The following is a 26,545-nucleotide window of genomic DNA, read 5'->3' as shown; positions in this document are numbered from 1 at the left end:
ACCCGCAATTCTATGACGGCATCGCTGGCAAGCGGCTGTTGGCTTGGATCGTCGATGTGACGCTGGTCATCGTCTTTTGCCTGCTGATCCTGCCCTTCACCGCCTTTACCGGGCTGTTCTTTTTCCCCTTCCTGACGCTGGTGGTGGGTTTTGCCTACCGGGTGGCCACGCTGACCAGCGGGTCGGCCACATGGGGGATGCGCCTAATGGCGATGGAGCTGCGCGACCACCGCGACCGGCCCTTTGATTTCATGACCGCGCTTTTGCACACCATCGGCTATTCGCTGTCGATGACGGTCACGATCATTCAGGTCGTCTCGGTCGTGTTGATCTGCACCACGGCCCGCCGTCAAAGCCTCACGGATATGGCGCTTGGCACCGTGCCGGTAAATCGCCGCCTCAGCCGCTAGGGCATCACGCAAATTTGCCCTTGGCGCAGCGGGGGGGGGGTTGATAGCATCCCCCGATAAATGCTGGAAACCCATGCGACATACACTGCCTTTGACACCGCAATTCTATGTCACAGCGCCGCAGCCCTGCCCCTATCTGGAGGGCCGGATGGAGCGCAAGCTGTTCACCGCCCTTCAGGGCGACAATGCCGCACGCCTGAATGACAGCCTATCAAGCCAAGGTTTCCGCCGCTCTCAAAATGTTCTGTACCGCCCGTCTTGCGCCGATTGCGCCGCCTGCCTGTCGGCGCGGATCGACGTGGCGGCCTTTCGCCCCAGCAAAAGCCAGCGCCGCATTCTGAACCGCAACGCGGGGCTTGAGCGGCGCGCCACCTCTCCTTGGGCTACGGAAGAGCAATATGACCTCTTCCGCAGCTACCTCGACAGCCGCCATGCGGATGGCGGCATGGCGGATATGGATGTCTTTGAATTCGCCGCAATGATCGAGGAAACCCCGATCCGCAGTCGGGTCATCGAATATACCGACCCCGAGGCCGATAACGCGCTGGTCGGCGTCTGCCTGACGGATGTCTTGGGCGACGGGGTGAGCATGGTCTATTCCTTCTACACCCCCGACCGGCCCCGCAACGGGCTGGGCAATTACATCATCCTCGACCACATCGAAATCGCCCGCGCGGCGGGTTTGCCCTATGTCTACCTTGGCTACTGGGTGCCGGGCAGTCAAAAGATGGGGTACAAGGCCAAGTTCTCGGGTCTTGAGGTTTATATGGGCGGGCAGTGGCAAAAGATGCGCGACCCTGAGGGTTTCGTGCCCGACCAGCATCCGCTCAGCAATGATCCCATTGCCGAGCAGGTGGCCAATATCACCCTGCCGGATGTCAGCCCGCGCTAAGGCGCTGAGCCAGCCTACAGATTTTGCGCGTAACCGGGGCGGGCCGTTGGGCTGCCAGATTGAAACATGCACATCATCACGCCCTAGCAATTCAATAAAATTCACCAGAGGGCCGATTTCTTTGCGAAAAGAACCCAAAATGGCGCCTCGGCGAAATAAAAGAGCAATTAATCCCCACTTAAGGACAAGATTTTCGGCATTTCGCTGTTGACGCCCCCCTTTCCCCCTCATAATCTCACGCCACGCTAAGAGGACCCCTGAGATGATCGACCTAGTCATTATTGTAGGACACACGCGCATGGGCCGGTAACGGTTAACCATAATCCTTCCCATGCGCCCCCGTCAGACCGGGGGTTTTTTTATGCCAAACGCCAATAACCTGCCTTACGGAGCACCTAAGATGAAACGCCAGATGACCGGAGCGAAAATGATCGTCCAAGCCCTGATTGACCAGGGTGTGGACACCGTCTTTGGATATCCCGGTGGCGCGGTGCTACCGATCTACGACGAGGTCTTTCAGCAGAACTCGATCAAACACGTTCTGGTGCGCCACGAGCAGGGTGCGGTGCATGCCGCCGAAGGCTATGCCCGCTCGACCGGGAAACCGGGCGTTGTGCTGGTGACCTCCGGCCCCGGTGCCACCAACGCGGTCACCGGCCTGACGGATGCGCTGCTCGACTCGATTCCGCTGGTGGTGCTGACCGGCCAGGTGCCGACCTTTATGATCGGCTCTGACGCCTTTCAGGAAGCAGACACCGTAGGCATCACCCGCCCCTGCACCAAGCACAACTGGCTGGTGAAAGAGACCGACAATCTGGGTGCCACCCTGCACGAGGCTTTTCACGTCGCCACCCATGGTCGCCCCGGCCCGGTGCTGATCGACATTCCTAAAGACGTGCAATTCGCGACCGGCAGCTACGAGTCCCCCAAACCCTCAACCTCGCGCTATCAGCCGCAGGTCAAAGGCAATATGGAAGAGATCACCGAACTGGTGGCGGCGATGGAGACGGCCAAGCGCCCGATCTTCTACACGGGCGGCGGCGTTATCAACTCCGGCCCGGCGGCAAGCCAGTTGCTGCGCGAATTGGTCGATGCGACGGGTTTCCCGATCACGTCGACGTTAATGGGTCTCGGCGCCTACCCTGCGTCGGGTGACAAATGGCTCGGGATGCTGGGGATGCACGGGCTGTATGAAGCCAATATGGCGATGCATGACTGCGATTTGATGATCAACATCGGCGCGCGTTTTGACGACCGGATCACCGGCGTCATCGACAGTTTCAGCCCCAAGTCCACCAAAGCGCATATCGACATCGACCCGTCGTCGATCAACAAGGTGATCCGCATCGACATTCCAATCGTCGGTGACGTAGGCCATGTGCTCGAAGACCTGCTGAAGGTCTGGAAATCGCGCGGCCGCAAGACCAATAGCGAAGGGCTCTCCAAATGGTGGTCCAAGATTGAGGAATGGCGCGCGAAAGATTGTCTGAAATTCACCCAATCCGGCAAGGTCATCAAACCCCAGCACGCGCTGTCGCGGCTCGAAGCGCTGACCAAGGGTCATGACCGTTATATCACCACCGAAGTGGGCCAGCACCAGATGTGGGCCGCGCAATACCTCGGCTTTGAAGAACCGAACCGCTGGATGACGAGCGGTGGCCTCGGGACCATGGGCTATGGTTTCCCGGCCTCCATCGGGGTGCAGATGGCCCATCCTGACGCCCTCGTGATCAATGTGGCGGGCGAAGCCTCGTGGCTGATGAACATGCAAGAGATGGGCACGGCGATGCAATTCGGCCTGCCGGTCAAACAGTTCATACTCAACAACGAACGCCTTGGCATGGTCCGCCAGTGGCAGGAACTGCTGCACGGCGAGCGCTATTCGCAAAGCTGGTCCGAAGCCCTGCCCGATTTCGTCAAACTGGCCGAAGCCTTTGGCGCCAAGGGAATTATCTGCCACGACCCCGACGATCTGGATGACGCGATCATGGAGATGATCAACTACGACGGGCCTGTGATCTTTGACTGTCTGGTTGAGAAGCACGAAAACTGCTTCCCAATGATCCCAAGCGGCAAGGCGCATAACGAAATGTTGCTGCCGGGGGATCATGAGACCCAAGGTGTGATCGACGCAAAAGGCTCAGTGCTGGTGTGACCCGTTTTCTTTCAAAGAAAACGACCGGGAATTTTTAAAAAATTCCCGCAGCTAGATAAAAGGACAAAGACATGGCAGCTCTGAAAATCAAAAAAGGCGCGACCTCGCATTCCGCCTATAACCTACGGCCCAATTTCTCGGATGTGGTCGAAAAACACACGCTTGCAGTGCTGGTCGAGAACGAACCCGGCGCGCTGGCGCGGGTGATTGGCCTGTTCTCGGGGCGTGGCTATAACATCGACAGCCTGACCGTGGCCGAGGTGGACCACACCGGGCATCTGTCGCGCATCACCATCGTCACCAGCGGCACGCCACAGGTGATCGAGCAGATCAAGGCGCAGGTCGGTCGGATCGTGCCGGTGCACGAGGTGCATGACCTCACCGTCGAAGGCCCAAGCGTTGAGCGTGAATTGGCGATCTTCAAGGTTGTCGGCAAGGGCGACCACCGGGTCGAAGCGCTGCGGCTTGCGGATATCTTCCGCGCCAATGTGGTCGACAGCACGCTGGAAAGCTTTGTTTTCGAAATCACCGGCGCGCCGGATAAAATTGACGCTTTTGCCGAATTGATGCGCCCGCTTGGGCTGGCTGATGTTGCCCGCACGGGCGTTGCCGCTCTCGCCCGCGGGGTCTGATCGGGTTGGGAGTCAGGCTTTGAGCTGGGCCGCGCCGCATCGGCGCGGTCCGGGCTTGGTCGTAAAGGGAATGATCTGAGCGCCCCCGCGCGGTTTTGCCGCCTGCGGCTCTTGCACCGCGGGACTATCGTGGCGCAGGGCGTCGGGCAGATGTGAGGCCGCATCTTCCAGAACCACCCGAGGGTTGTCGGCGATACGGAGTTTGCGATGCACTGTGATGCCGAACTGTACCATGTCGCCCGGGTCGAACCCCGAACCGTGCCCCATACAGATCGCAGGCTCTTCGTAATAGGCAAGATCGCCTTGATCTTCGCACCAGAACACTGCTTTGCCAGCGGCATTATCGCTCCACAGAACTACACCAATCATAGTACCCCCCGCTTCTGATAATTGACCTTCATTCTGCGACAATCGAAAAAGGTGTAACATAGGTTAAAATGCAACGCCCGCTTGCATTTTGTGTCGGTTCCAGTAGGGTCAACCTCAAATTAGCGTCACCTGTGACGCGCCTTCGCGTCAGTCGGTAAATCCTCTGGCCAAAACAGCCCGTATCCTATGGCTGCGTCGCAAATCAGAACGAGGCTGCATGTCCGCTTCCAACCGCTCCCCCTCTGAACTTCGCAGCATGTTTGGTGCCAATCTGCGCCAGTTGGCGGCGGATTATACGTCGATCTCCGATCTTGCCCGGCAACTTGGGATCAACCGTACGCAGTTCAACCGCTACCTGTCGGGCGAAAGCTTCCCCCGGCCCGACGTGCTGGCCCGGATCTGCCGCTTTTTTGAAATCGATGCGCGGGTGTTGCTGGAGCCAGTCACCGAGATTTCGCTCAACCAAGATCCGATCAACAACAGTTTCCTGCGGGACTTCCTTGGGACCGGGGTTCAGAACGTGCCCGAGGCGGATTTTCCCAGCGGCTTTTACCGCTTCGCACGGCGGTCGTTTCTGGATCACGACAGGTTCGTGACCGGGGTCGTCTACATTAAGCGCGACGGCAGCAGCACCTTCCTGCGGGGTTATGAGAGCGCGCATTCCCTGCGCCAGCAAGGGCTGCCCACCAGCCCCACGGCGCGCGAATATCGCGGCATCGTTTCGCAGCAAGAGAATGGCGTTTCCATCGTCGTATCGCGGCGTCGCACACTGACCGGGTCGTTCAACTACCTCAACCGTGTCGCCTCTTTCGAGAATAACTTTTGGGTGGGATATGTCACCCGCACCGCGCCCGAAAGTGCCGCGGGCGCGCGGGTGACGCGGCTGACCTACGAATACATTGGCAAGGATCCCAAAACGGTGCTGCCCGCAGCGCGGCAGGCGGGATTTATCGACATCGACGCCCTGATGCCCTATCACCGCCGCCTGCTTCAGCCCGACGCGCCGTTCAACTGAGGCCCGCTACAGCCGGGGTGGCTGCGCCTGCGGATAGCCTGTCGCCCGATGCCAGCCCTGCGCCAGTTGCAACAAGCGCGCGTCGCTGCCGCGTTTGCCAATCAGTTGCAGCCCCAAAGGCAGGCCGCGACTGTCAAAACCTGCAGGAATATTCACCACCGGCAGACCGATCAGGCTTGCGGGCACCACAACCTGCATCCAACGGTGATAGCTGTCCATCGGCTGGCCATTGATTTCGGTCGGGTGCACCATTTCGACGTCGAAAGGCCAGACCTGCGCGGAAGGCAGCACCAGAACGTCGACCTCTTCAAACAGAGCATGTGCCGCGCGGAACCAATCGGATCGGATGCCGCTGGCGCGCTGGATATCAGAGGAAGAGAACCCCTGCCCGCGCGCGACCTCCCATTGCGCAGCGGGTTTCAACCCGTCCCGCCGCGCCGGATCGTCGTAGATCGAGCCCAACGACGCCGCCACGGCAAAGGACCGCAACGTGATCCAGCTTTCCCACATCGCATCAGCATCAAAGGGCGCGGCGATGGGTGTGACCTCATGCCCCAGCCCGGCCAAACGGTTCAAGGCGGCTTCGCTCAGGTTAATTATCCCCGGCTCGCAGGGGAAGGCACCGCCCCAATCGCCCAGCCAGCCCACACGCTGCGCGGGCAGGCCCGCGTCGATATCCGGGGCCGTATCCGGGCCGGAGCGGGTCAGAGGTTGGCGCGGGTCGGCGCCGCTCATCACATCAAGAAGGGCGGCGAGGTCACGGGGGCTGCGCGCCATCGGCCCCAAGGTCGAAAGCTGGTGCAGAAACAGATCGCCGCCATCGTCCGACGGCACCCTGCCCCATGTCGGCCGCATCCCGTAGACGTTGTTCCAGCCCGCCGGATTGCGCAGGGATCCCATCATATCGGACCCATCGGCGACGGCGACCATCCGCGCCGCCAGTGCCGCTGCCGCCCCGCCCGAGGAACCGCCAGCCGAGCGGCCTAGGTCATAAGGGTTGCACGTCGCGCCATGGACCGTATTGAACGTATGACTGCCGAGGCCAAACTCCGGCGTGTTGGTTTTGCCGATGATGATTGCCCCTGTCGCGCGAAGCCGCGCAACAGCGGGATGATCCCGCTCGGCCGGCTGGGCACCGAAAAGCGGGGACCCTTGAGACGTTGGCAGCCCCTCTGCGTCAGCCAAATCCTTGATCGCCATGGGGATACCGTGCAGCCAGCCCTTGCGCGGGCTGGTGTCAGACGCCTCTGCCTCGGCCAGCAATGTGTCACGGTCGCGGAGAGAGACGACGGCATTCACCTTGCCATTCACCGCCTCGATCCGCGCAAGTGACGCCTGCATCAGTTCAACCGCAGAAATCCTGCGCGCGGCCAGCGCCTCGGACAGGTCCGAAGCGTCCCAATCTAGCAAATCCATCATGTCCCCCTATTGCTACATATTATTCCATGAAGGGGGACGTGCGGGCTCAGTCGCCCTGTGCCTCGGCCCGGCTTTTGCCCGAGACTGCCAGCGCCAGCGTTGCCCCCATCAGCCCATCCAGATCACCGTCGAGCACGCCCTTGGTGTCCGATGTCTCGTAATTGGTCCGGAGGTCTTTCACCATTTGATAGGGCTGCAAGACATAGGACCGGATCTGGTTACCCCAGCCCGCGTCGCCCGCGTTCTCATGCGCTTCGTTGACCAGCGCCGAACGCTTGTCCAACTCCATCTGATAAAGCCGCGATTTAAGCGCTTTCATGGCGATGTCGCGGTTCTGGTGCTGCGACTTTTCCGAAGAGGTCACGACGATGCCCGTGGGATGGTGGGTGATCCGCACGGCCGAGTCGGTGGTGTTGACGTGCTGACCGCCTGCGCCGGACGACCGGTAGGTGTCGATGCGGATGTCCGAAGGGTTCACCTCGATCTCGATATTGTCGTCGACCACCGGGTAGACCTTCACGGAGGTGAAAGAGGTGTGCCGCTTGGCCGCCGAGTCGAAGGGCGAGATGCGTACCAAGCGGTGCACGCCGCTTTCGGACTTCAGCCAGCCGTAGGCGTTGTGCCCTTCAATCTTATAGGTCGCGGATTTGATGCCCGCCTCGTCGCCCGCGCTTTCGGCCTGAAGATCTACTTTATAGCCTTTCTTCTCGGCCCAACGAACATACATCCGCGCCAACATGCTGGCCCAGTCGCAGCTTTCCGTGCCGCCCGCGCCTGCGTTGATCTCTAGGAAAGTGTCGTTGCTGTCGGCCTCACCATTCAGCAGCGCTTCGAGTTCCTTTTGAGCGGCCTTTTCGGCCAGCGCCTTCAGCGCCTTCTCCGCGTCGGAGATGACCTCTTCGTCCTCTTCCATCTCGCCCAACTCGATCAGTTCGACGTTGTCGGCCAGTTCCTGTTTGATGCCCTCATAGGTGTCGATGGCATCCACCAGCGACTGGCGCTCACGCATCAGCTTTTGCGCGGCATCAGGGTTGTCCCAAAGGTTCGGATCTTCGACGCGGGCGTTGAATTCTTCCAGCCGGTAGGGCGCGGTCTCCACATCCAGTCGCTGGGCCAGCAATTCCAGCGATTTGCTGATCTGGTCCGCGGTATTCTGTGCCTCTGCGCGCATGTGTGCCTGCCTTTGATAAGTAATGCGGCCCCGAAAACCGGAGCCGCACGAGAGATAGACCAGCCCGCCAGCGGCGGCAAGTGGGGGGAGGCAAAGCGCGCCTTCGCCCCGCCGACCTGATTAGTAAAGGCCGCCCGAGCTCAGTGTGCCGAAGCTTGCCTTGGGGCCGACGGTGGCCTTTTTGCCCGTCGATGTGGTGACCTGACGCGAAGACGATGCAGCCGAGCCGCCCAGTTCCTCGACCAATGGCAGGTCCGTCCCCATGGCAAAGCCGCCATCGAAGGAGATGCCAAACAGCGGCTCTTCGCCATCGCGGAAACATTCCGACACCACATTACCACCCGAGGCGTTATCGCTCAGCCGCGCGCCGCTGAAACGGTCGATCTTGATAAAGCGGCACTGTTCGGGGACCGCAAAGTCACCGCCGCCGTATTTCTTGATCGCCTCGGACATGAAGCGCTGGAAGACCGGCGCGCAAAGCCGCCCGCCGCCCGCGCCCCGGCCCATCGGGCGCGGCGTGTCGAAACCGATGTAACAGCCTGCCACCACGTTGGACGAAAAGCCGACGAACCATGCGTCTTTCTCATCGTTGGTGGTGCCGGTCTTGCCCGCGATCGGCACCGGCAGATTGATGGCATTGCGGGCCGTGCCGCGCTCGACCACGCCGCGCATCATTGAGGTCAGCTGATAGGCCGTCACCGGGTCCATCACCCGCTCGCGGTTGGAAATGATCCGCGGCGCTGCGCCGGGCGCGAGGTTGATCTGCTCACAGTCGTAGCACTTGCGTTCGTCATGTTTGTAGACGGTGCGGCCATAGCGGTCTTGCACCCGGTCAACCAACGTGGGCTGCACCCGCTCCCCGCCGTTGGCGAACATCGCATAGGCCGATACCATTTGATACAGCGTGGTTTCCTGACTGCCGAGCGCGTTCGACAGCAGCGGCGCCAGATCGTCATAAACGCCGAAACGCTCCGCATAGCTGCCGACCACATCCATCCCGACTTCTTGCGCCAGACGGATGGTCATCAGGTTGCGCGACTGTTCGATCCCGGTGCGCAGGGGTGTGGGGCCATAGAATTTATGCGAGGCGTTCTGGGGCCGCCAGACGCCCTGCGGCGTGTTGATCTCAATAGGTGCGTCTACCACGATGGTCGCCGGGCTATAGCCACTGTCGAGCGCGGAGGCATAGACGAAGGGCTTAAAGCTCGACCCCGGCTGCCGTTTGGCTTGGGTCGCGCGGTTGAACACGCTCGCCTGATAAGAGAACCCGCCCTGCATCGCAATCACCCGGCCCGTGTGCACGTCCATGGCGACGAAACCGCCCTGCACTTCGGGCACCTGCCGCAGCGTCCAGCGGATAAAGGAACCGTCACTATCGGAGGTCATGCGGCGCACCAACACCACTTCGCCAACCTCAAGCAGATCGCCCGCCACCTGAGCCTTGGAGGCCAGTTTGCCATCGTCCAAGCGCTTGCGCGCCCATTGCACATCATCGGCAGGGATCCAGTGACCATCTTCGTCTTCGTCGACCCCTTCGATGCCGATCCGCGCATCGCTATTGCCGACCTCCAGCACCACGGCGGGATACCACTGGTTCTCCAGATCGATGTCACGCGGCACCCGCAGGTCCGCGAGAGCGGCGCGCCATTTCTCTTCGCTGGTCAACTGATCAGCGGGAATTTCGAACCGCGTGCCGCGCCAGATGCCCTGCCCGCGATCATATTGCTCCAACTGACGGCGCAGCGCATTGGCGGCGATGGGCTGCATTTCATTGTCGATGGTCGCGCGCACGGTCAAACCGCCGGTAAAGAACTCACCCTCGCCGAAGTTCTCGCTGAGCTGACGGCGAATTTCATCGGTGAAGTAATCACGCGGCGGCAGCTCGGCCTTGAAGCTTTCGAAATCACCGTTCTGGACCGAGCGCAGCGGCAGCGCCACTTCCGTCTCATAAGCCGCTTCCGAAATATAGCCGTTCTCTTTCATCTCGCGCAGCACGAAGTTCCGACGGGCCAACAAGCGGTCCTTGCGGCGCACCGGGTGGTAATCCGACGGCGCCTTGGGCAGCGACGCGAGGAAGGCGGCCTCATGCGGGGCCAACTCGCTCAACGTTTTGTTGAAATAGGTCTGGCTGGCCGCGGCCACGCCATAGGAGTTCTGCCCGAGGAAAATCTCGTTCAGGTAAAGCTCTAGGATCTTCTCTTTGCTCAGCGTCTCTTCGATGCGGGTGGCGAGGATGATCTCTTTGATCTTGCGCTCGGCCCGGCGGTCACCTGACAGCAGGAAGTTCTTCATCACCTGCTGGGTGATGGTTGAGGCACCGCGCACATCGCGGCCACGCGATTTGACCGCATCCACCGCCGCTGCACCGATGCCGCGCAGGTCATAGCCTTCGTGGGTGTAAAAGTTCTTGTCTTCCGCCGAGATGAACGCCTGTTTCACCAGATCCGGGATGGTGTTGGCGGGCGCAAAAAGGCGGCGCTCTTTGGCGAATTCATCGATCAAACGGCCTTGGCCCGAGTAAATCCGGCTGATCGTCGGCGGCGTATATTGCGCCAGCGACTCATGGCTGGGCAAATCCCGACCATACATCCAGAACACCGCCCCGATGGTCAAAGCCACCATGCCGACGCTCAGGGTCAGGGTGGTAAAAATCCCCCCGAAAAAGGACAGAACAAATCGAAACACGCGCGCGGACCACCATTGGCTAGGGACAGTTCCGAGCCTATACAGGATGCACTGGCTCGGGTCAAAACACATGGCCGCCAGCGAGGGCGAATGTTCGCCCATCGCCAAAGCGGCCATATCATTCTATTTTACTTTCTGATCAAGGGCTTGAGCGCCGCATCCTGATCACGCCAGGCAACGATCGCATCCGCCATGGCGCTCACCATCGACGCGCGCCACACCGGATCGCGCAGATTGGTCAGATCCCGTTTCGAACTGAGGAACCCCACTTCGACCAGAACCGATGGAATATCCGCGGATTTTAAGACCGAAAACCCGGCCCGCCGCAGCGGTCGGCTGTTCATCGGCCCGCCCGCCGCACGCATGCCTTGGACCAAAGTCGCGGCCAAAGCATCCGAACGCGGCTCGGTCTCTTGGCGGGCAAGATCAAGCAAGATACCCGCCACCTGATCATCCGAGCCGGTCAAATCCGCACCCGCGATGATGTCGGACCGGTCATGCCGCGCGGCAAGATGTTCGGTCGCCACGTCGCTGGCATCATCCGAAAGCGTATAGACCGTGGCCCCGCTTGCCCCGCCCTGCGACAAGCTGTCGGCGTGGAGTGAAATGAAAAGGTCCGCCTCGGCCTGATGGGCGATGGCCACCCGGTGCTCCAGCGCTACAAAGATATCATCGTCACGGGTCAGCAGCACATCCACGCCCTTGCGCCGCAGCGCATCGCGCAGATCGCGGGCGAAGTTCAGCATCAGGTCTTTTTCATCCAGCCCCTCGCGCTGCGCGCCGGGGTCGATGCCGCCGTGGCCGGGGTCCAACACGATGGTAAAGCTGTCCTTATCCACCGCCGCGGGCTTTGGCGGGGCGGTGAGCGCGGTGGTCCAATCAGGATCCACGGGCACGCCCGCGGCCTTGGCAAAGACCTCCGCCGTGACGGTTTCCAACGTAATTTCAAGCCGCGCCTTACCGCTGCTTGCATCCACCGGCATGCCGATTTCTGCAGGGATCATCGGTTTGGCCAGATCCGCCACCAACCGCGACCACCCCGGCTGAAACGCGCCAAAGCGCAGGGCAGAGATACGGCCCGGTTTCTTCAGTAGGTCGCCGCGCGCCACCTCTGACCAATCGGCCTCACGGAAATCGACGATCAGACGGGCAGGATCATCCAACAGAAAAACCCGGAAAGGCACCCCTTGGCTCAGCGCCACGGTTAAGTCAGTTTTCCCAAACCAACCGTCTTTCACCGCGCTCTCCACCGGATCGACCCGCGCCAGCGCGGTCAACTCCTGCGCGGCTCCGGCCACCGGCACCGCACATGCCAGCACCACTGCCAGTCCCTTAAGAATTGCCCGCATGATTGATCACCCTGCCCGTTTTCGCCCTTCTACCACCTGCCGCGCGTGCAAACCAGCGCTCAGCGTGTGGCCATAAAGGCTTTGAGCCGGGCGATGCCCTCTTCCATATCCGCGGTGCTGCGCGCATAGGAAAAGCGCAGAGTCTTATGTCCCCGCGCCGGGTCGAAATCGAGACCGGGGGTCACGGCGACACCCGCCTTTTCCAGAATCTCAGCGGCGAAAGCGCGGCTGTCCTCGGTAAAGCGGGAGACATCTGCATAGACATAAAACGCCCCATCGGGCGGCGCGATGTCGGTGAACCCAGCCTCTTTCAACCCGGTGATCATCAGGTCGCGGTTGCGGCGATAGACCGCCAGATTGGCCTGCAATTCATCATCGCAGTCCATCGCCGCCAGCGCCGCGATCTGGCTGGCATGGGGGGCGCAGATGAACATGTTCTGCGCGATCCGCTCAACCACGCGCACCTGATCTTCGGGGACCACCATCCAACCTACGCGCCAGCCGGTCATCGAGAAATACTTGGAGAAAGAATTGATCACATAGCAGTCGTCGGTGACCTCCAGCGCGGTCACGGCCTTCTTGTCATATTCAATGCCATGGTAAATCTCATCCGAGATGAAGGACATGTCATTGGCCACACAGGCATCCGTCAGCGCCGACAACGCGGGCCGATCCAGCATCGTGCCCGAGGGGTTGGCAGGTGAGGCCACCAGCAAGCCGCGCAGGTCTTGCCCCGCGAAATCCGCCGCCACGGGCTGGTAGCGGTTCTCCGGCGCGGCGGGCAGATCGACCGGCTGCATCCCCAAGGCGCGCAGGATCTGGCGGTAGCTGGGATAGCCCGGCGCGCCGATGCCCACTCTGTCACCGGAATCAAACAGCGCGGTAAAGGCCAGCAGAAACCCGCCTGAGGATCCGGGCGTGATCACCACCCGCGCCGGGTCCAGATCCACGTTGTACCATTCCCCATACATCTGTGCGATCCGTGCGCGCAACGCGGGCAAGCCAAGCGCCACGGTATAGCCAAGCGCGCCTTCCCCCATGGCTTTTGTCAACGCCTCGGCCGCCCCTTTGGGTGCGCCTGTGCCGGGCTGGCCGACCTCCATATGAATGATGTGACGGCCGGCTTCTTCGGCGGCGCTGGCGGCCTGCATCACGTCCATCACGATAAAGGGATCAACGGCGGACCTGGTTGAATTGCGCATGGGCTTGCTCCTACTCTCGGCATATGCTTTCACCGCGCCTGATGCCGGGCGTCAACCCTTGGCCCCCTATTTCGCAGACCTACCGAAAGGACCGCCCATGTTCGCCCGCCTCATCGCCCCTGCCTTTGCCAGCGCACTGGCTCTTGCCGCCCCCGCCGGGGCCATGGACCTGACAGAGCTGACCGACGCCGAGCGCGCACAGTTCCGCGCCGAAGTCCGCGCCTATCTGATGGAAAACCCCGAGGTAATCCTGCAAGCGGTTGAGCAGATGCAAAACCGTCAGGCCGAAGCGCAGATGCAGGCCGATTTTGATCTGGTCACCGCCAACGCAGATGAAATTTTCGACGACGGTTATTCCTGGGTCGGTGGCAACCCGGATGGCGACATCACGCTGGTCGAATTCCTCGACTACCGCTGCGGCTATTGCAAACGCGCCCATGGCGAAGTGGCCAAGCTACTGGAAACTGACGGTAATATCAAATTGATCGTCAAAGAATTCCCAATCCTTGGCGATCAATCCATGCTGGCCTCGCGCTTTGCCGTGGCGACCAAACAGGTCGCGGGCGGCGATGCCTACAAGCAATTGAACGACGCTCTGATGGCCTTCAACGGTGAGGTCTCCCTGCCCGCGCTGCGCCGCTTGGGCGAAAGCTTTGATCTGGATGTCCCGGCGATTGAAGCCAAGATGGACAGCGATGAAGTCATACAGGAAATCACCCAGACCCGCGCGTTGGCGCAAAAGCTGCAGATCACCGGCACCCCCACCTTTGTCATGCAAGATGAAATGCTACGCGGCTACCTGCCCTACGATCAGATGATGGCGCTGGTGGACGAAAAACGCGGCTAAAAATGCGCGCCCCGGCAGCCATAGCAGCTCTTGCGCTGGCCCTGCCTGCCGGGGCGGGTGATCTTCAAACGCTCGACCCCACCGCGCGTGCCGCCTTTGACAGTGAATTGCGCGCGGCGATTTTGGCGAATGGCGATGTCATCGCCAAAGCCTTGGCAGCGCCACAGCCCGCGCAATCCGAAATGCGGCAATATATTCAAGACGACCTAACCCTGCTCGAACGCCTCGCCCCCGAGCTTCTGGCAGGCCACGCCGTGGCGCTCTTCACCGCGCAAGACTGCGATACCTGCAATACCGCCGTCAAAGAATTAACCGAAATTACAAAGCGCTACGGGCTGACATTCATTCAACACGAACTGCACATGCCCCAGGCCGCCCGCTGGGCCGCCGCCCTAGGGCTCGACGCCGCCCCCTTCTACGTACTGCCTGAGATGGTGCTCAACGGCCACATGCCGCCCGTGGTCCTAGAGAAATACCTCACCCCCAACCACATTAACCTTCACCACCAACCTGCTGATTAAGAACAGCTTCCAAACAGCCAAAAAGCACGCGCCCCTCCCGGTTCACGCGCCCCCCATCATCTTCATCCTTTTAAAAATACCGCAGCGCACCCTGTCCGCCGCCACCCGGCCAGCGGCCCAGCCACTACCCTATTCCGCCGCTTTCACCGCTTCAGCCTCAATCTGCGCCGCGCGTTCTTCGACCTGCTCCACGATATGCTCGATCATGCCCTCATTCCCAAGCTTATGGCTCTGTTTCCCCGCGAGATAGACCATGCCAGACCCGGCCCCACCGCCGGTGAAACCCACATCGGTCATCAGCGCCTCACCGGGGCCATTCACCACACAGCCGATGATGCTGAGGCTCATGGGCGTCTTGATATGCTCCAGCCGTTTTTCCAAAGCCTCGACAGTCTTGATCACGTCAAACCCTTGCCGCGCGCAGGAGGGGCAAGAGATGATGTTCACACCGCGATGCCGCAACCCGAGAGATTTGAGGATCTCATAGCCGACTTTCACCTCTTCGACAGGATCGGCAGAGAGCGAAACGCGGATGGTGTCGCCGATGCCGCTCCACAGCAGATTGCCCAGACCGATGGCCGATTTGATCGTTCCTGACATCAAGCCGCCCGCCTCGGTAATGCCAAGGTGGATGGGGGCGTCGGTAGCATCAGCAAGCTGTTGGTACGCGGCAGCAGCCATGAAAACATCGGACGCCTTGCAGGAAATCTTGAACTCGTGGAAATCGTTGTCCTGCAAAATTTTGATATGATCCAACCCGCTTTCCACCATCGCATCGGGGCAAGGTTCGCCGTATTTCTCCAGCAAATGCCGCTCCAGCGAGCCTGCATTCACGCCGATCCGAATGGAGCAATTATGGTCCCGCGCGGCCTTGATGACTTCGCGCACGCGCTTTTCGTCGCCGATGTTGCCGGGGTTGATGCGCAGGCAGGCGGCACCGGCCTCGGCGGCCTCGATCCCGCGTTTGTAATGGAAATGAATGTCCGCCACGATGGGCACAGACACCTCGCGCACGATCTCACGCAGGGCTTTGGAAGACGCCTCATCCGGGACCGAAACCCGTACGATATCCGCGCCCGCATCGGCGGCGGTCTGCACCTGTTGGATGGTGGCGGCCACATCAGTGGTCAGCGTATTCGTCATGGTCTGCACGGTGATCGGCGCATCACCGCCCACTGGCACATTGCCCACCATGATCTGCCGGGACTTGCGACGCGGAATATCGCGCCAAGGGCGAATGGAATGAAGCGACATGAAGACACCTTTCGCGGGATCAGGGGCTATGGCCCCTACCTATTCAGCCGGGGCATCATGTGCAATGGGAAGCGACGGCCCGCGCGCTTAGCTGCCCTGACAGGGCATCGCCGCCAGCGCGGAAGGGTCAAGCGAGCCTTCCAGATCGGCGAACATCCGGCTCAGCGATTGCTCTGCCTTTGGGTCAACTGGCTGATAAAGTTCGGCCAGCGCCTGCGCGTGGAGCGGCACATTCGAAGTGACAGCACCACGCGGCCCGACAGGGCCGAAACATCCGTCTGCCATCGCGAAATAAAGCGCACCGGATTCTCCCGTCCGCAGGGAGGGCGGCTCTTCAGTGACAGGGACATCCCATGTGTCGCCCTTGTTCATCACGCCTTCGAAAATCACCGTGCCATCGGCGGCGCGCACCCGCACCCATGAGGGATAGGCCGCGACCATGCGCACCTTGTCTCCCAAAGGCTCAACCACCTGCGGTTTGGGCAGATCGGTCTCGGCATTGGCAAGCATCAGGGCTTCGTCGATGGCAGCGTCGATCGTGCCATTCTCGGCCACGGCGGTGCTTGGCTCTGCCGTGGCGGGGCGGTCGGGGGTCGGGAAATTGCTGACGGAGCGCGGATCAATGGAGGCAATGGGCGCATCACGCGCCACCAACACCGGCACATCCAAAGCCTGCGGGCGATAAAGCCGGTCGAGCGCATCAGCGCGCGGGCTTTCCACGCTTTGGGGCGCAGCGGAATCGTCTTCCGCGTCTGGTGCGCGGGCCAGTGCCCCGTCCAGCGGATCAAGGTCGGACAGCACAATCGGGGTCTGATCCACCGGCGCCACCTGCACGCGCTGCACCTCTTTCAGGACGGTCCAGCCGCCAAAGCCGATAGCAGAGATCAGCGCGATCAGCACCAGCGAAGAGCCGACAGCACCCGGCTCAATCCGGCTGAGCAGCCCATCACCCGTAGGCACGAAAGGCGTATTGGGGCGGGCGAAAAGATCGTCTTCTTTCGGGGTCTTACGGCGTTCTTCGAAACTGGGCTTTTTAACCACCGAGGCTTCGGCGGACATGCCATGCGCCACGGCGAAACCGGATTCCTTGCAGAATGCGGCAAAAGCCTGATCGGGGTCCATGTTGAGGTAGCGTGCGTAGGAGCGCACGTAGCCCGCGATGAAACCGGGCGTGTCGAATGCGCCGGGATCACAGTTTTCGATTGCGGCGATATAGGAGGCTTTGATGCGCAATTCGCGCTGCACGTCGAGCAGGGATTTACCGAGCGTGGCGCGTTCACCGCGCATGACATCCCCCAACCGCAATTCGAATGCATCGAACCCTTTGGGTTCGACTGTTTCGTCCTCAGCGGTTCTGGAGGCCCATCGCCCGATCATCAATATGCCCTGTCCCTGTTAGCCTGTAGCTTTGATCCAAACACGCCCCAACGATTCGGATGTAGCCTTTTCTTGACAAAAGGCTACCACAAGACAACGCAAAACACGAATAGCGCTGCGTTAGCCCGCAGCTTCGGCACGATTCAGCGCACAATGAGACCAGAGCGTGTCCATCCCGCGAACAAGCGCGTCCATTTCCTTGGGCCCATGCACCGGCGACGGCGTGAAGCGCAGCCGCTCTGTACCGCGTGGCACGGTGGGGAAGTTGATGGGCTGGACATAGATGCCGTGATCTTCGAGCAGCATGTCCGACAGCAGTTTGGTATGGACCGGGTTGCCTACCATGACAGGCACGATATGGCTGCCGTGGTCGATGATCGGCAATCCCAGTCCCTTGAGCCGCAGTTTCAGCGCCTTGGCCTGCTGCTGGTGCTTTTCGCGCAGTTCGGGCGCGCGTTTGAGATAGGCAACCGAAGCCGCCGCCCCCGCCGCCACGGCGGGCGGCAGCGAAGTGGTAAAGATGAAACCCGGCGCATAGGAGCGGATCGCGTCGCACATCTTGGCCGAGGCCGCGATATAGCCGCCCATCACGCCGTAAGCCTTGGCCAGCGTACCGTTGATGATGTCGAGCCGGTGCATCAGGCGGTCACGCTCGGCCACCCCTGCCCCGCGCGGGCCATACATGCCCACGGCGTGCACTTCGTCGATATAGGTCAGCGCGCCGAACTCATCGGCCAGATCGCAAATTTCTTCGATGGGGCCGAAATCACCGTCCATGGAATAGATCGATTCAAATGCAATAAGCTTGGGCGCGGCGGGGTCATCGGCCTCCATCAACTCGCGCAGATGGCCCAGATCGTTATGGCGGAAGATACGCTTGGCCCCGCCATTGCGGCGCACCCCTTCGATCATGGAGGCATGGTTCAGCGCGTCGGAATAGATGATCAGCCCCGGAAACAGCTTGGGCAGCGTGGAAAGCGTGGCATCGTTGGCGATATAGGCCGAGGTGAACAGCAGCGCCGCTTCCTTGCCATGCAGATCGGCCAGTTCGGCCTCAAGCTGTTTGTGGTAAACCGTTGTGCCAGAAATATTGCGCGTGCCGCCAGAGCCTGCCCCGGTCGCGCGCAGGGCCTCTTCCATTGCTTCGATCACAACGGGGTTTTGCCCCATGCCAAGGTAGTCGTTGCCGCACCAAACGGTGATATCTTGCTGCGATCCGTCGGGCTTGGTCCAGACCGCATGGGGGAACTGGCCGTTGCGACGCTCGATGTCGATGAAGGTCCGGTAGCGGCCTTCGTCATGCAGGCGCGCAATCGCCGCGTCGAGCTTCTCGTTATAGTCCATTGCGCGTCTCCATCTTTTGGCGCGAATAGGAAGGGCCCCTTCCATATTCAGCTTTTAGAATGATTACAGATGCAAGGCCGAAGCTTCAATCTCTTATCCAGAACCCGTTGCGGGACGAACTGTCGCAGGTAGGAGCGCGCATTTAGGCACAGTTTCGATTGTCTGCTTGTGTTTTCGGGCGCTTTCCTGTCTTCAACAGGAAACCCAGAAAGGGGCCTTAATTTGCGCGCCGATCCTCACCCCCAGCAGGACCAACGCCTGCGGACACTCTATAATTATGAGATCCTCGACACCCCGCGCGAGGCGGAGTTCGACGAAATCGTCGAGCTGGCAGCCGAGATCTGTGAGGCGCCCATTTCGGTGATCAACCTGATCGACAAGGACCGCCAGTGGTTCAAAGCCGAGGTTGGGCTGAACGCGCGCGAGACGCCGCTTGAGACCTCGCTGTGCTCTCATGCGATTCTGGAAGACCCTTTCGTTGAGATTCCCGACACGCTCAAAGACCCGCGGATGGCGGACAACCCGCTGTGCACCGCGGGTGACGGGCTGCGCTTTTACGCGGGCGCCCTGCTGGTGGCGTCGGACGGGATGCCGCTTGGCACGCTGTGCATCCTTGATAACAAACCGCGACAGCTGACCGCGCTGCAACGCAAGGCCATGTCCGTGCTGTCCCGTCAGGTGATGAAACAGCTAGATCTTCGTATTGCCCTGCGCCAGCAAGAAGTGCTGATGAGCGAGGCCGACCACCGGGTGAAGAACTCGCTCCAGACGCTATCGGCAATGGTCCGGCTGCACAGCCGCCACTTGGACGACGAGACCACGGTCGATGTGCTTGACGGTATCCAACGCCGCGTCAACGCCATGGCAACGCTGCACGGTGAACTGCAATCCGTGCGCGGCCGCGATGAGGTCGATGCACATAAATACCTCGACAAGGTCGTGGGGCTTCTGCGCGAAACCGCGCCGGGCCATGTGAAAATCGACTACAGATCAGACCCCGTCACCCTGCGCTCTACCGCGGCCTCTTCCATGGCGCTGATCATAAGCGAGTTCGCGGCCAATTCGATCAAACACGCCTTCCCCGACGCCACGCCCGGCAACATCGAGATTGACCTGAGCCTGCGCGACGGGCATTTTATTCTGTCTTGCAAAGATGACGGCATCGGCGCGGAAAACGTAGGCAAGCGGCGGGCCGACAGCATCGGGCAAACCTTGATGGCGGCGGCGGCCTCGCAGTTGAATGCGCAGGTGGATCACCGTCTCACGCCCGAGGGCAGCCGCCTCTCGCTCACGTTCTGAACACTGGCCACGCGGCCACTGGACACGCCCTGCCCGCCTGATACCTTCGCGCCAAACTCACAAGCGCAAGGAATTTAAGTCATGTCCCTCGACGATGTTCTCGCCCGGATCGACGACGATCTACCCGCCGCCACTGACCGTCTGCTAGAACTGCTGCGCATCCCGTCGATCTCAACCGATCCGGCCTATAAGGCCGACTGCGACCGTGCCGCCGATTGGCTGGTGGCGGACCTTAAATCCATGGGGGTAGAGGCCGAAAAACGCGCCACGCCGGGGCATCCGATGGTTGTGGGGCATGTGGGCGAAGGCAAGCCGCATCTGCTGTTCTACGGCCACTATGATGTGCAGCCGGTCGACCCGCTGAACCTTTGGGACCGCGACCCCTTCGATCCGGCGGTAGAGGACACCGACAAGGGTCGCGTGATCCGGGGCCGTGGGGCCGCTGACGACAAGGGCCAGCTGATGACCATCATGGAGGCCTTGCGCGCATGGAAAGAAGTGAAAGGCGACTGGCCGTGTCGCATCACCTTCTTCCTCGAAGGCGAAGAGGAATCCGGCTCGCCGTCGCTTGTCCCCTTCATGGAGGAAAACGCCGAGGAGTTGAAAGCCGATGTGGCGATGATCTGCGACACCGGGTTGTTTGAGAGCAAGACCCCCGCCATCGTCACCATGCTGCGTGGGCTTCTGGGCGAAGAGCTGACCGTCACTGCCCCCTCCAAAGACCTGCATTCGGGCATGTACGGCGGGATTTCGATGAACCCGATCCGTGCGCTCAGCAAAGTGATCGCGTCGCTGCATGACGACGAAGGACGCATCACCATCCCCGGCTTCTATGACGGCGTGCCGGACCTGCCCGAGGATCTGGAAGCGCAGTGGCAGGGGCTGGCCTTTGACCATGCCGCCTTCCTCGGCGACGTAGGTCTCAGCAAACCCGCAGGCGAGCAGGACCGCACCCCGCTTGAGATGATCTGGTCGCGCCCGACTTGTGAGGTCAACGGCATCTGGGGCGGCTATACCGGTGACGGTTTCAAAACGGTACTGCCGTCTGAGGCGCATGCCAAGATCAGCTTCCGACTTGTTGGCACCCAAGACCCGCTCGCCATTCGCGAGAACTTCCGCAAGATGGTGGCCGAGATGCTGCCAGAGGATTGCACGGTGGCATTCTCAGGCCATGGCGCGAGCCAGGCCTCAGGTGTGGATATTGGCCATCCGATGTTCGAACCCGCCCGCCAAGCGCTCAGCGACGAGTGGCAGGTGCCTGCGGCCTATATCGGCTGTGGCGGCTCAATCCCGATTGCGGGGCATTTTCAAAAGATCCTAGGGACAGAGCCGATGCTGGTCGGGTTTGGCAAAGACGACGATCAAATCCACTCACCGAATGAAAAGTACGACATGGAAAGCTTTCACAAAGGCATCCGGTCTTGGGCCCGCATCCTTGATGCGCTGACCTAAGCCATCTGGCGATCGGGTCTGCCCGGTCGCCAATTGCACCCCACTTGCGATCGGGCCTGCCCGGTCGCCAATATGCCGCCTTGGGCGATGCGAACCTACGGCGCGCGCCATCCGTGCGACCGCTTTGGCCGCAGTGTATGTCTACTATAACGAAGGGGATAAAGTGGCGCGGTTGACGGGGCTCGAACCCGCGACCCCCGGCGTGACAGGCCGGTACTCTAACCAACTGAGCTACAACCGCGCGATGTGGGCGGAATAGGCCAAGGGGCGCGGGCCGTCAAGCGCATTCGCCCGAGAAAATGCGCTTTGGGAAAAGAAGTTTCGCGCAGTAATTTGTGGGGGCTGGAAACGAAAAAAGGGACCTCAAAGAGGTCCCCTTTTCAGGCAGCGGTGGCGCGGTTGACGGGGCTCGAACCCGCGACCCCCGGCGTGACAGGCCGGTACTCTAACCAACTGAGCTACAACCGCCCGCTGCACTCTCCAGGTCGCCCCGGAGCGTTTGGGTGTTCTATGGTGAGGGCGCTCTGCCGTCAAGCGCGGTTTGTGCGAAAATATGAAAATTTCGCAAGTTGTTCTTGGGGCGTTTGGGGGGCCGGTTTCGCGGCTTCAGAACCCGCGATGCTCGCCGAGGGTTCGGGGCGCTTTGATCGGATTGGTCGCTGGTGTTCAGAGGGTCGGGCAGCGGAATGGCATAGCTTTCTTAGCCAGCCATCTGAGGCTCACAAGGGCTGGGCATGCGGGCCGGACCAAGACGCTGCGCAAGCTGCACAGGCAATTCTTCTTGGTGGCCGATAGGACATCGCTTAACGGGAGGGGAGTGTTGGGCCGTAAAAGCCTCGAACTCCCGACCCAGACTGACCGCGGAGCGGACGGGCGTCGGTCGGGCCTACCACTGCGGCAGTCGATCACAACAAACAAATACGTGGGGGAGGTGGTGGGTCGTGAGAGGCTCGAACTCCCGACATCTTCGGTGTAAACGAAGCGCTCTACCAACTGAGCTAACGACCCGACTTGGACCTCATAGCGCAAGGTGGGGGCGGGCTTCAAGCCTATAATGTCAGCCTTTTTTGCATACCGTTCTCAAGTCGAAACACTACCCCCTGCCCGCCTTGCATGCCCCGCAGCGCGCTTGGCGCGTGGTCCAATAAAATAAGGCGTAGCATGCGCGATGTGATGCCATGTGTCACCAGCACATGAGGCCCGGTCAGACTGCCGAGAAAGCTGCTGCAGCGCTCATAAAGCGCCGCGAATCCTTCGCCTTCGGGAGCATGTTCGTAAAGATCATAGGAATCACGCGCGTCTGGGGTTTGGCGCAGCAGTGTATCGCGCGATTTGCCGGCCCATGCGCCGATGCCGATCTCACCCAGTCGCGGGTCCGTCGCGACCGTCATTCCCAGCCCCGCCAGCGCAAGTTCCGCCGTTGCCACCGCCCGCCCCTGCGGACTGCTGAGCGCAGAAAATCCCGCCAGATCGCAGCGCTTGAGAATCGCATTCTGTGCGGCGGCCTGCGCACGGCCCGTGTCGGTCAGCGGAGAATCAAAATGCCCTTGCAGCCGGTTGGCGAGGTTCCATTCCGTCTCGCCATGGCGCAGGATATAGAGCGTCGGGTAGCGGCTCATGCAGGGGATTCCAGAACGCTTTCCGTCCCGTTCTCCAGCAGATAGACGCAGCCCTGCCTGTTGCTCAGCCCTCCCGCTGCGGCCAGATCAAGGCCGCGCACCTCCGCCCGGAGCACCTGCCCCCAGAGCCCATGGGCAACCAGCACCGTAGGCGCGGTCAGGCTATCGAGCAGCGCGCGAATCCGCCCGCGAAACGCCGGCAGCCCCTCCCCGCCCGGCGCGGCGGCGTAGATGTCCAGCGGCGCTGGACGACGCGCGGCGAGATCGGGGTTGGCGGCAAGAATCTCATCGCGGGTGAGCCCCTGCCACCCGCCTGCATGGATCTCCATCAGACGCGCATCTGTTTGAAAAGACGCCCCATCCAGTGCAATCCGCGCAGTCTGCTGCGCACGGCCAAGCGGAGAGACGAGGATATCGGGCTTTTGCGCAAGCACCTCCGGCATCACCTGCGCCTGCTGCGCGGCCTCGGCGATGCCCTGATCGGTCAGCGGTGAATCGAGATGCCCCTGCAATCGAAACGCGCGATTCCACTCGGTCTGCCCGTGTCGCAGGAACCAGATTTTGGGATGTGCCGACATGCTCTCTCCGCCGTGTTGTCCGTGGTATGGCCGTTGAGTGGATAAGGACCACCGCAGGACGGGGAAGGCAAGCCTGCCCGGTGGCTGGGATCATGCGCAGATGAGCCAGAGTGCCGTCTCGCGGGCAACCGATTGGATTCATTGAAAACGTAGGAAAATGGTGGGTGATAAGAGATTTGAACTCCTGACATCTTCGATGTGAACGAAGCGCTCTACCACTGAGCTAATCACCCTTGCGGGGCGAAGTAGCCAATTGCGGCGGAGCTTGCAAGAGGGTTTGGCGCAAAAATCGGCAGCGGTTTCGGGGAGGCCTGCACCCTTCCCCAATGAAAAACGCGCGCCTCGAAAGGCGCGCGTTGAGGTCTTAGTCCTCGGTCGCAGTATTAATGCGTGGTGGTCGCGTCCACGCCAGCGGAGCGGGCTTTCATCGCGGCAGCTTCGGCGGCTTCTTGAGCGGCCTCGTCCCAGTCAATTGCCTTCGGCTTGCTGACCAGCGCATGTTCCAACACTTCGGAGACATGGTTCACCGGAATGATGGTCAGCCCTTCTTTGACGTTGCCCGGAATATCCGGCAGGTCTTTCTCATTCTCCTGCGGGATCAGCACGGTGGTGATACCGCCGCGCAGGGCCGCGAGGAGCTTTTCCTTCAGGCCGCCGATTGGCATCGCGTTACCACGCAGAGAGACCTCGCCTGTCATGGCGATGTCGCGCCGCACGGGGATCTGCGTCAGCACCGACACGATCGAAGTCACCATCGCCAGCCCGGCCGAGGGGCCGTCTTTGGGCGTGGCACCGTCGGGGACGTGCACGTGAATATCCAGCGTGTCGAACTTCGGCGGCTTGATCCCGATCTGCGGAGAGATCGAACGGACGTAAGAGCTTGCCGCGTCGATGCTTTCCTTCATCACATCGCCAAGCTTGCCGGTGGTCTTCATCCGGCCCTTGCCCGGCAAACGCAGAGCTTCGATCTGCAACAACTCACCGCCCACGGAAGTATAGGCCAGCCCGGTGACGACACCGATCTGGTCTTTCTCTTCGGCCAAACCGAAGCGATGCTTGCGCACGCCAAGGAAGTCTTCGAGGTTGTCGCCGGTCACGGTGACGCTCTCAGCTTCCTTTTTCACGATCTTGGTCAACGACTTACGTGCCACCTTGGCGATCTCGCGCTCAAGGTTCCGCACGCCAGCCTCGCGGGTGTAGTAGCGGATCATGCCAGTCAGAGCGGAGTCCTCGATCTCGAACTCCTTCTTCTTCAGACCGTGGTTCTTAACCTGTTTGGCCACCAGATGCTGCTTGGCGATCTCGCGCTTCTCGTCCTCGGTGTAGCCGGAAAGCGGGATGATCTCCATCCGGTCCAGAAGCGGCCCGGGCATGTTGTAGCTGTTCGATGTGGTCAGGAACATCACGTTCGAGAGGTCATATTCCACCTCCAAGTAGTGGTCGACGAAGGTGCCGTTCTGTTCCGGATCAAGCACTTCGAGCATGGCCGACGCCGGATCGCCACGGAAGTCCTGCCCCATCTTGTCGATTTCATCGAGCAGGATGAGCGGGTTCGTGGTTTTCGCTTTTTTCAGCGCCTGAATGATCTTGCCGGGCATGGAGCCGATGTAGGTCCGACGGTGGCCGCGGATCTCGGACTCGTCACGCACACCACCCAGCGAGATGCGAATGAATTCGCGCCCCGTGGCCTTGGCGACCGACTTACCCAAAGATGTCTTGCCGACGCCCGGAGGGCCGACGAGGCACATGATCGGGCCCTTCATTTTGGACGAACGCTGCTGCACGGCAAGGTATTCGACGATGCGTTCCTTGACCTTGTCGAGGCCATAGTGATCGTCATCCAGCACCTTTTGCGCACGGCTGAGGTCTTTCTTGACGCGCGATTTCACGCCCCATGGGATCGACAGCATCCAATCAAGGTAGTTGCGCACAACGGTGGCTTCGGCAGACATCGGGCTCATGTTCTTGAGCTTTTTGATCTCGGCGTCGGCCTTTTCGCGGGCTTCCTTGCTCAGCTTGGTCTCAGCCACGCGGGCTTCCAGCTCAGCGACTTCATTCTTTCCGTCTTCGCCATCGCCGAGTTCCTGCTGAATGGCCTTCATCTGCTCATTCAGATAGTACTCGCGCTGCGTGCGCTCCATCTGGGATTTGACGCGGGTCTTGATCTTTTTCTCGACCTGCAGCACGGACATTTCGCCCTGCATCAGCCCGTAAACTTTCTCAAGCCGCTCAGAAATGCTCAGCGTCTCCAGCAGGTCCTGCTTTTGCTCGACTTCGATGCCGAGGTGCCCGGCCACGAGGTCGGCCAGACGCGCAGGTTCGGCGCTTTCACCAACGGCGGCGAGCGCTTCTTCGGGGACGTTCTTCTTGACCTTGGCGTAGCGCTCGAATTCATCGGCCACGGTGCGCAGCAGCGCCTGTGTGGTGGCCGGATCGCCCGGCATCTCTGTCAGATACTCGGCGCGGGCCTCAAAGAAGTTGTCGTTTTCAAGGTATTCGGTGATGCGCACTCGCGCCTGACCTTCGACCAGCACTTTGACGGTGCCATCGGGCAGTTTCAGCAATTGCAGCACATTGGCCAACACACCGGCCTTGTAGATGCCAGCGGTGTCGGGATCATCCTCGGCGGGGTCGATCTGGCTCGACAGCAGGATTTGTTTGTCGTCTGCCATCACCTCTTCAAGGGCGCGGACGGATTTTTCGCGGCCAACGAAAAGCGGCACGATCATGTGGGGAAACACGACGATGTCGCGCAGCGGAAGCACCGGGTAGGATGCGTTCAGTGGCTCTAACATGCTCAATTCCTTATCTTAGCAAGACATCCGGGCCCCTGTCATAGGCGGCCTCTGACATCCCCTTTTCTGGACAGGACATGTGTGCATCCCATCCGCCTGTTTCAATCCCTTGCGGGGTATTAGGCCGCCATCATCGCGCTTCGGCGGGGTGGAGGCAAGC

At 60.9% G+C, this 26,545-nt stretch carries 21 protein-coding genes and 4 tRNA genes; 9 read left to right on the top strand and 16 right to left on the bottom strand.

The annotated features are described in order from the left end of the window. The 4 genes from A3722_RS07865 to ilvN form a co-directional block, all read left to right on the top strand. A partial coding sequence (locus A3722_RS07865) for an RDD family protein (protein ID WP_067916046.1) occupies positions 1 to 410 on the top strand: 410 nt, incomplete at its 5' end. A gap of 73 nt (positions 411 to 483) precedes the next feature. Continuing rightward, positions 484 to 1,302 (top strand): arginyltransferase, encoded by an 819-nt coding sequence (locus tag A3722_RS07860; RefSeq protein WP_067626217.1) that lies wholly within the window; start codon positions 484 to 486, stop codon positions 1,300 to 1,302. A gap of 400 nt (positions 1,303 to 1,702) precedes the next feature. Continuing rightward, positions 1,703 to 3,457 (top strand): acetolactate synthase 3 large subunit, encoded by a 1,755-nt coding sequence (locus tag A3722_RS07855; protein ID WP_067626215.1) that lies wholly within the window; start codon positions 1,703 to 1,705, stop codon positions 3,455 to 3,457. A 71-nt stretch (positions 3,458 to 3,528) separates the two neighbouring features. Beyond that, a complete protein-coding gene (gene ilvN, locus A3722_RS07850; protein ID WP_067626213.1) occupies positions 3,529 to 4,089 on the top strand; it encodes an acetolactate synthase small subunit in 561 nt (186 codons plus the stop codon). 12 nt (positions 4,090 to 4,101) lie between these two features. Here ilvN and A3722_RS07845 read toward each other — a convergent pair whose 3' ends face one another. Next, complete coding sequence (locus A3722_RS07845) at positions 4,102 to 4,458, bottom strand: hypothetical protein (RefSeq protein ID WP_067626211.1); 357 nt, start codon at positions 4,456 to 4,458, stop codon at positions 4,102 to 4,104. A gap of 217 nt (positions 4,459 to 4,675) precedes the next feature. Here A3722_RS07845 and A3722_RS07840 point away from each other — a divergent pair, with 217 nt between their 5' ends. Further along, entirely contained in the window at positions 4,676 to 5,473 is a 798-nt protein-coding gene (locus A3722_RS07840; protein ID WP_067626209.1) for a helix-turn-helix domain-containing protein, read from the top strand. Between the two features lie 6 nt (positions 5,474 to 5,479). On the opposite strand, the gene A3722_RS07835 is transcribed toward A3722_RS07840, so the two are convergent. The 5 genes from A3722_RS07835 to A3722_RS07815 form a co-directional block, all read right to left on the bottom strand. Further along, a complete protein-coding gene (locus A3722_RS07835) occupies positions 5,480 to 6,889 on the bottom strand; it encodes an amidase (protein ID WP_067626208.1) in 1,410 nt (469 codons plus the stop codon). Positions 6,890 to 6,938: 49 nt separating this feature from the next. Next, positions 6,939 to 8,063, bottom strand: a complete 1,125-nt coding sequence (gene prfB, locus A3722_RS07830; RefSeq protein ID WP_067626206.1) for a peptide chain release factor 2 — start codon at positions 8,061 to 8,063, stop codon at positions 6,939 to 6,941. Between the two features lie 120 nt (positions 8,064 to 8,183). Then, the gene (locus A3722_RS07825; RefSeq protein ID WP_067626229.1) at positions 8,184 to 10,748 is read right to left on the bottom strand and encodes a penicillin-binding protein 1A; all 2,565 of its coding nucleotides are present in this window, start codon (positions 10,746 to 10,748) and stop codon (positions 8,184 to 8,186) included. A 128-nt stretch (positions 10,749 to 10,876) separates the two neighbouring features. Next, positions 10,877 to 12,097, bottom strand: a complete 1,221-nt coding sequence (locus tag A3722_RS07820; RefSeq protein ID WP_067626204.1) for an N-acetylmuramoyl-L-alanine amidase — start codon at positions 12,095 to 12,097, stop codon at positions 10,877 to 10,879. A 59-nt stretch (positions 12,098 to 12,156) separates the two neighbouring features. Continuing rightward, the gene (locus A3722_RS07815; RefSeq protein ID WP_067626202.1) at positions 12,157 to 13,299 is read right to left on the bottom strand and encodes a pyridoxal phosphate-dependent aminotransferase; all 1,143 of its coding nucleotides are present in this window, start codon (positions 13,297 to 13,299) and stop codon (positions 12,157 to 12,159) included. Between the two features lie 97 nt (positions 13,300 to 13,396). On the opposite strand from A3722_RS07815, the gene A3722_RS07810 reads away from it, so the two are divergent. Both A3722_RS07810 and A3722_RS07805 read left to right on the top strand, forming a co-directional pair. Continuing rightward, positions 13,397 to 14,146, top strand: coding sequence for a DsbA family protein (locus A3722_RS07810; protein ID WP_067626227.1), 750 nt, complete (start codon positions 13,397 to 13,399; stop codon positions 14,144 to 14,146). Positions 14,147 to 14,148: 2 nt separating this feature from the next. Beyond that, a complete protein-coding gene (locus tag A3722_RS07805) occupies positions 14,149 to 14,667 on the top strand; it encodes a hypothetical protein (protein WP_082849386.1) in 519 nt (172 codons plus the stop codon). Positions 14,668 to 14,796: 129 nt separating this feature from the next. Here the strand turns inward: A3722_RS07805 and ispG are convergent, their stop codons facing one another. From ispG to hemA, 3 genes are all read right to left on the bottom strand, one after another. Continuing rightward, complete coding sequence (gene ispG, locus A3722_RS07800; RefSeq protein ID WP_067626200.1) at positions 14,797 to 15,921, bottom strand: flavodoxin-dependent (E)-4-hydroxy-3-methylbut-2-enyl-diphosphate synthase; 1,125 nt, start codon at positions 15,919 to 15,921, stop codon at positions 14,797 to 14,799. A gap of 87 nt (positions 15,922 to 16,008) precedes the next feature. Further along, a complete protein-coding gene (locus A3722_RS07795) occupies positions 16,009 to 17,298 on the bottom strand; it encodes a helix-turn-helix domain-containing protein (RefSeq protein WP_067626198.1) in 1,290 nt (429 codons plus the stop codon). 120 nt (positions 17,299 to 17,418) lie between these two features. Then, the gene (hemA, locus tag A3722_RS07790) at positions 17,419 to 18,642 is read right to left on the bottom strand and encodes a 5-aminolevulinate synthase (RefSeq protein WP_067626197.1); all 1,224 of its coding nucleotides are present in this window, start codon (positions 18,640 to 18,642) and stop codon (positions 17,419 to 17,421) included. Positions 18,643 to 18,864: 222 nt separating this feature from the next. Between hemA and A3722_RS07785 the strand changes: the two genes are divergently transcribed. Next, the gene (locus tag A3722_RS07785; protein WP_067626195.1) at positions 18,865 to 19,941 is read left to right on the top strand and encodes a sensor histidine kinase; all 1,077 of its coding nucleotides are present in this window, start codon (positions 18,865 to 18,867) and stop codon (positions 19,939 to 19,941) included. A gap of 81 nt (positions 19,942 to 20,022) precedes the next feature. Continuing rightward, a complete protein-coding gene (locus A3722_RS07780) occupies positions 20,023 to 21,393 on the top strand; it encodes a M20/M25/M40 family metallo-hydrolase (RefSeq protein WP_067626194.1) in 1,371 nt (456 codons plus the stop codon). A 164-nt stretch (positions 21,394 to 21,557) separates the two neighbouring features. On the opposite strand, the gene A3722_RS07775 is transcribed toward A3722_RS07780, so the two are convergent. From A3722_RS07775 to lon, 7 genes are all read right to left on the bottom strand, one after another. Next, positions 21,558 to 21,634 (bottom strand) — tRNA-Asp (locus tag A3722_RS07775). Positions 21,635 to 21,784: 150 nt separating this feature from the next. Next, positions 21,785 to 21,861, bottom strand: a tRNA-Asp gene (locus A3722_RS07770). Positions 21,862 to 22,325: 464 nt separating this feature from the next. Continuing rightward, a tRNA-Val gene (locus tag A3722_RS07765) sits at positions 22,326 to 22,401 on the bottom strand. 41 nt (positions 22,402 to 22,442) lie between these two features. After that, entirely contained in the window at positions 22,443 to 23,012 is a 570-nt protein-coding gene (locus tag A3722_RS07760) for a histidine phosphatase family protein (protein ID WP_067626192.1), read from the bottom strand. After that, positions 23,009 to 23,590: a histidine phosphatase family protein gene (locus tag A3722_RS07755; RefSeq protein ID WP_067626190.1), complete on the bottom strand. Its 582-nt coding sequence runs from the start codon at positions 23,588 to 23,590 to the stop codon at positions 23,009 to 23,011. The genes A3722_RS07760 and A3722_RS07755 overlap by 4 nt, the downstream gene beginning before the upstream one ends. A 158-nt stretch (positions 23,591 to 23,748) precedes the next feature. Then, positions 23,749 to 23,823: transfer RNA gene (locus A3722_RS07750), tRNA-Val, on the bottom strand. A gap of 150 nt (positions 23,824 to 23,973) precedes the next feature. Further along, a complete protein-coding gene (gene lon / locus A3722_RS07745) occupies positions 23,974 to 26,385 on the bottom strand; it encodes an endopeptidase La (RefSeq protein ID WP_067626188.1) in 2,412 nt (803 codons plus the stop codon). Between the last annotated feature and the right edge of the window lie 160 nt (positions 26,386 to 26,545).

It is taken from the genome of Sulfitobacter sp. HI0027, assembly GCF_001634775.1.
In the GTDB taxonomy this organism is placed as follows: domain Bacteria; phylum Pseudomonadota; class Alphaproteobacteria; order Rhodobacterales; family Rhodobacteraceae; genus Sulfitobacter.
The sequence above is the reverse complement of the archived record's forward strand: the minus strand, read 5'-3'. Positions and strand labels throughout refer to the sequence as shown.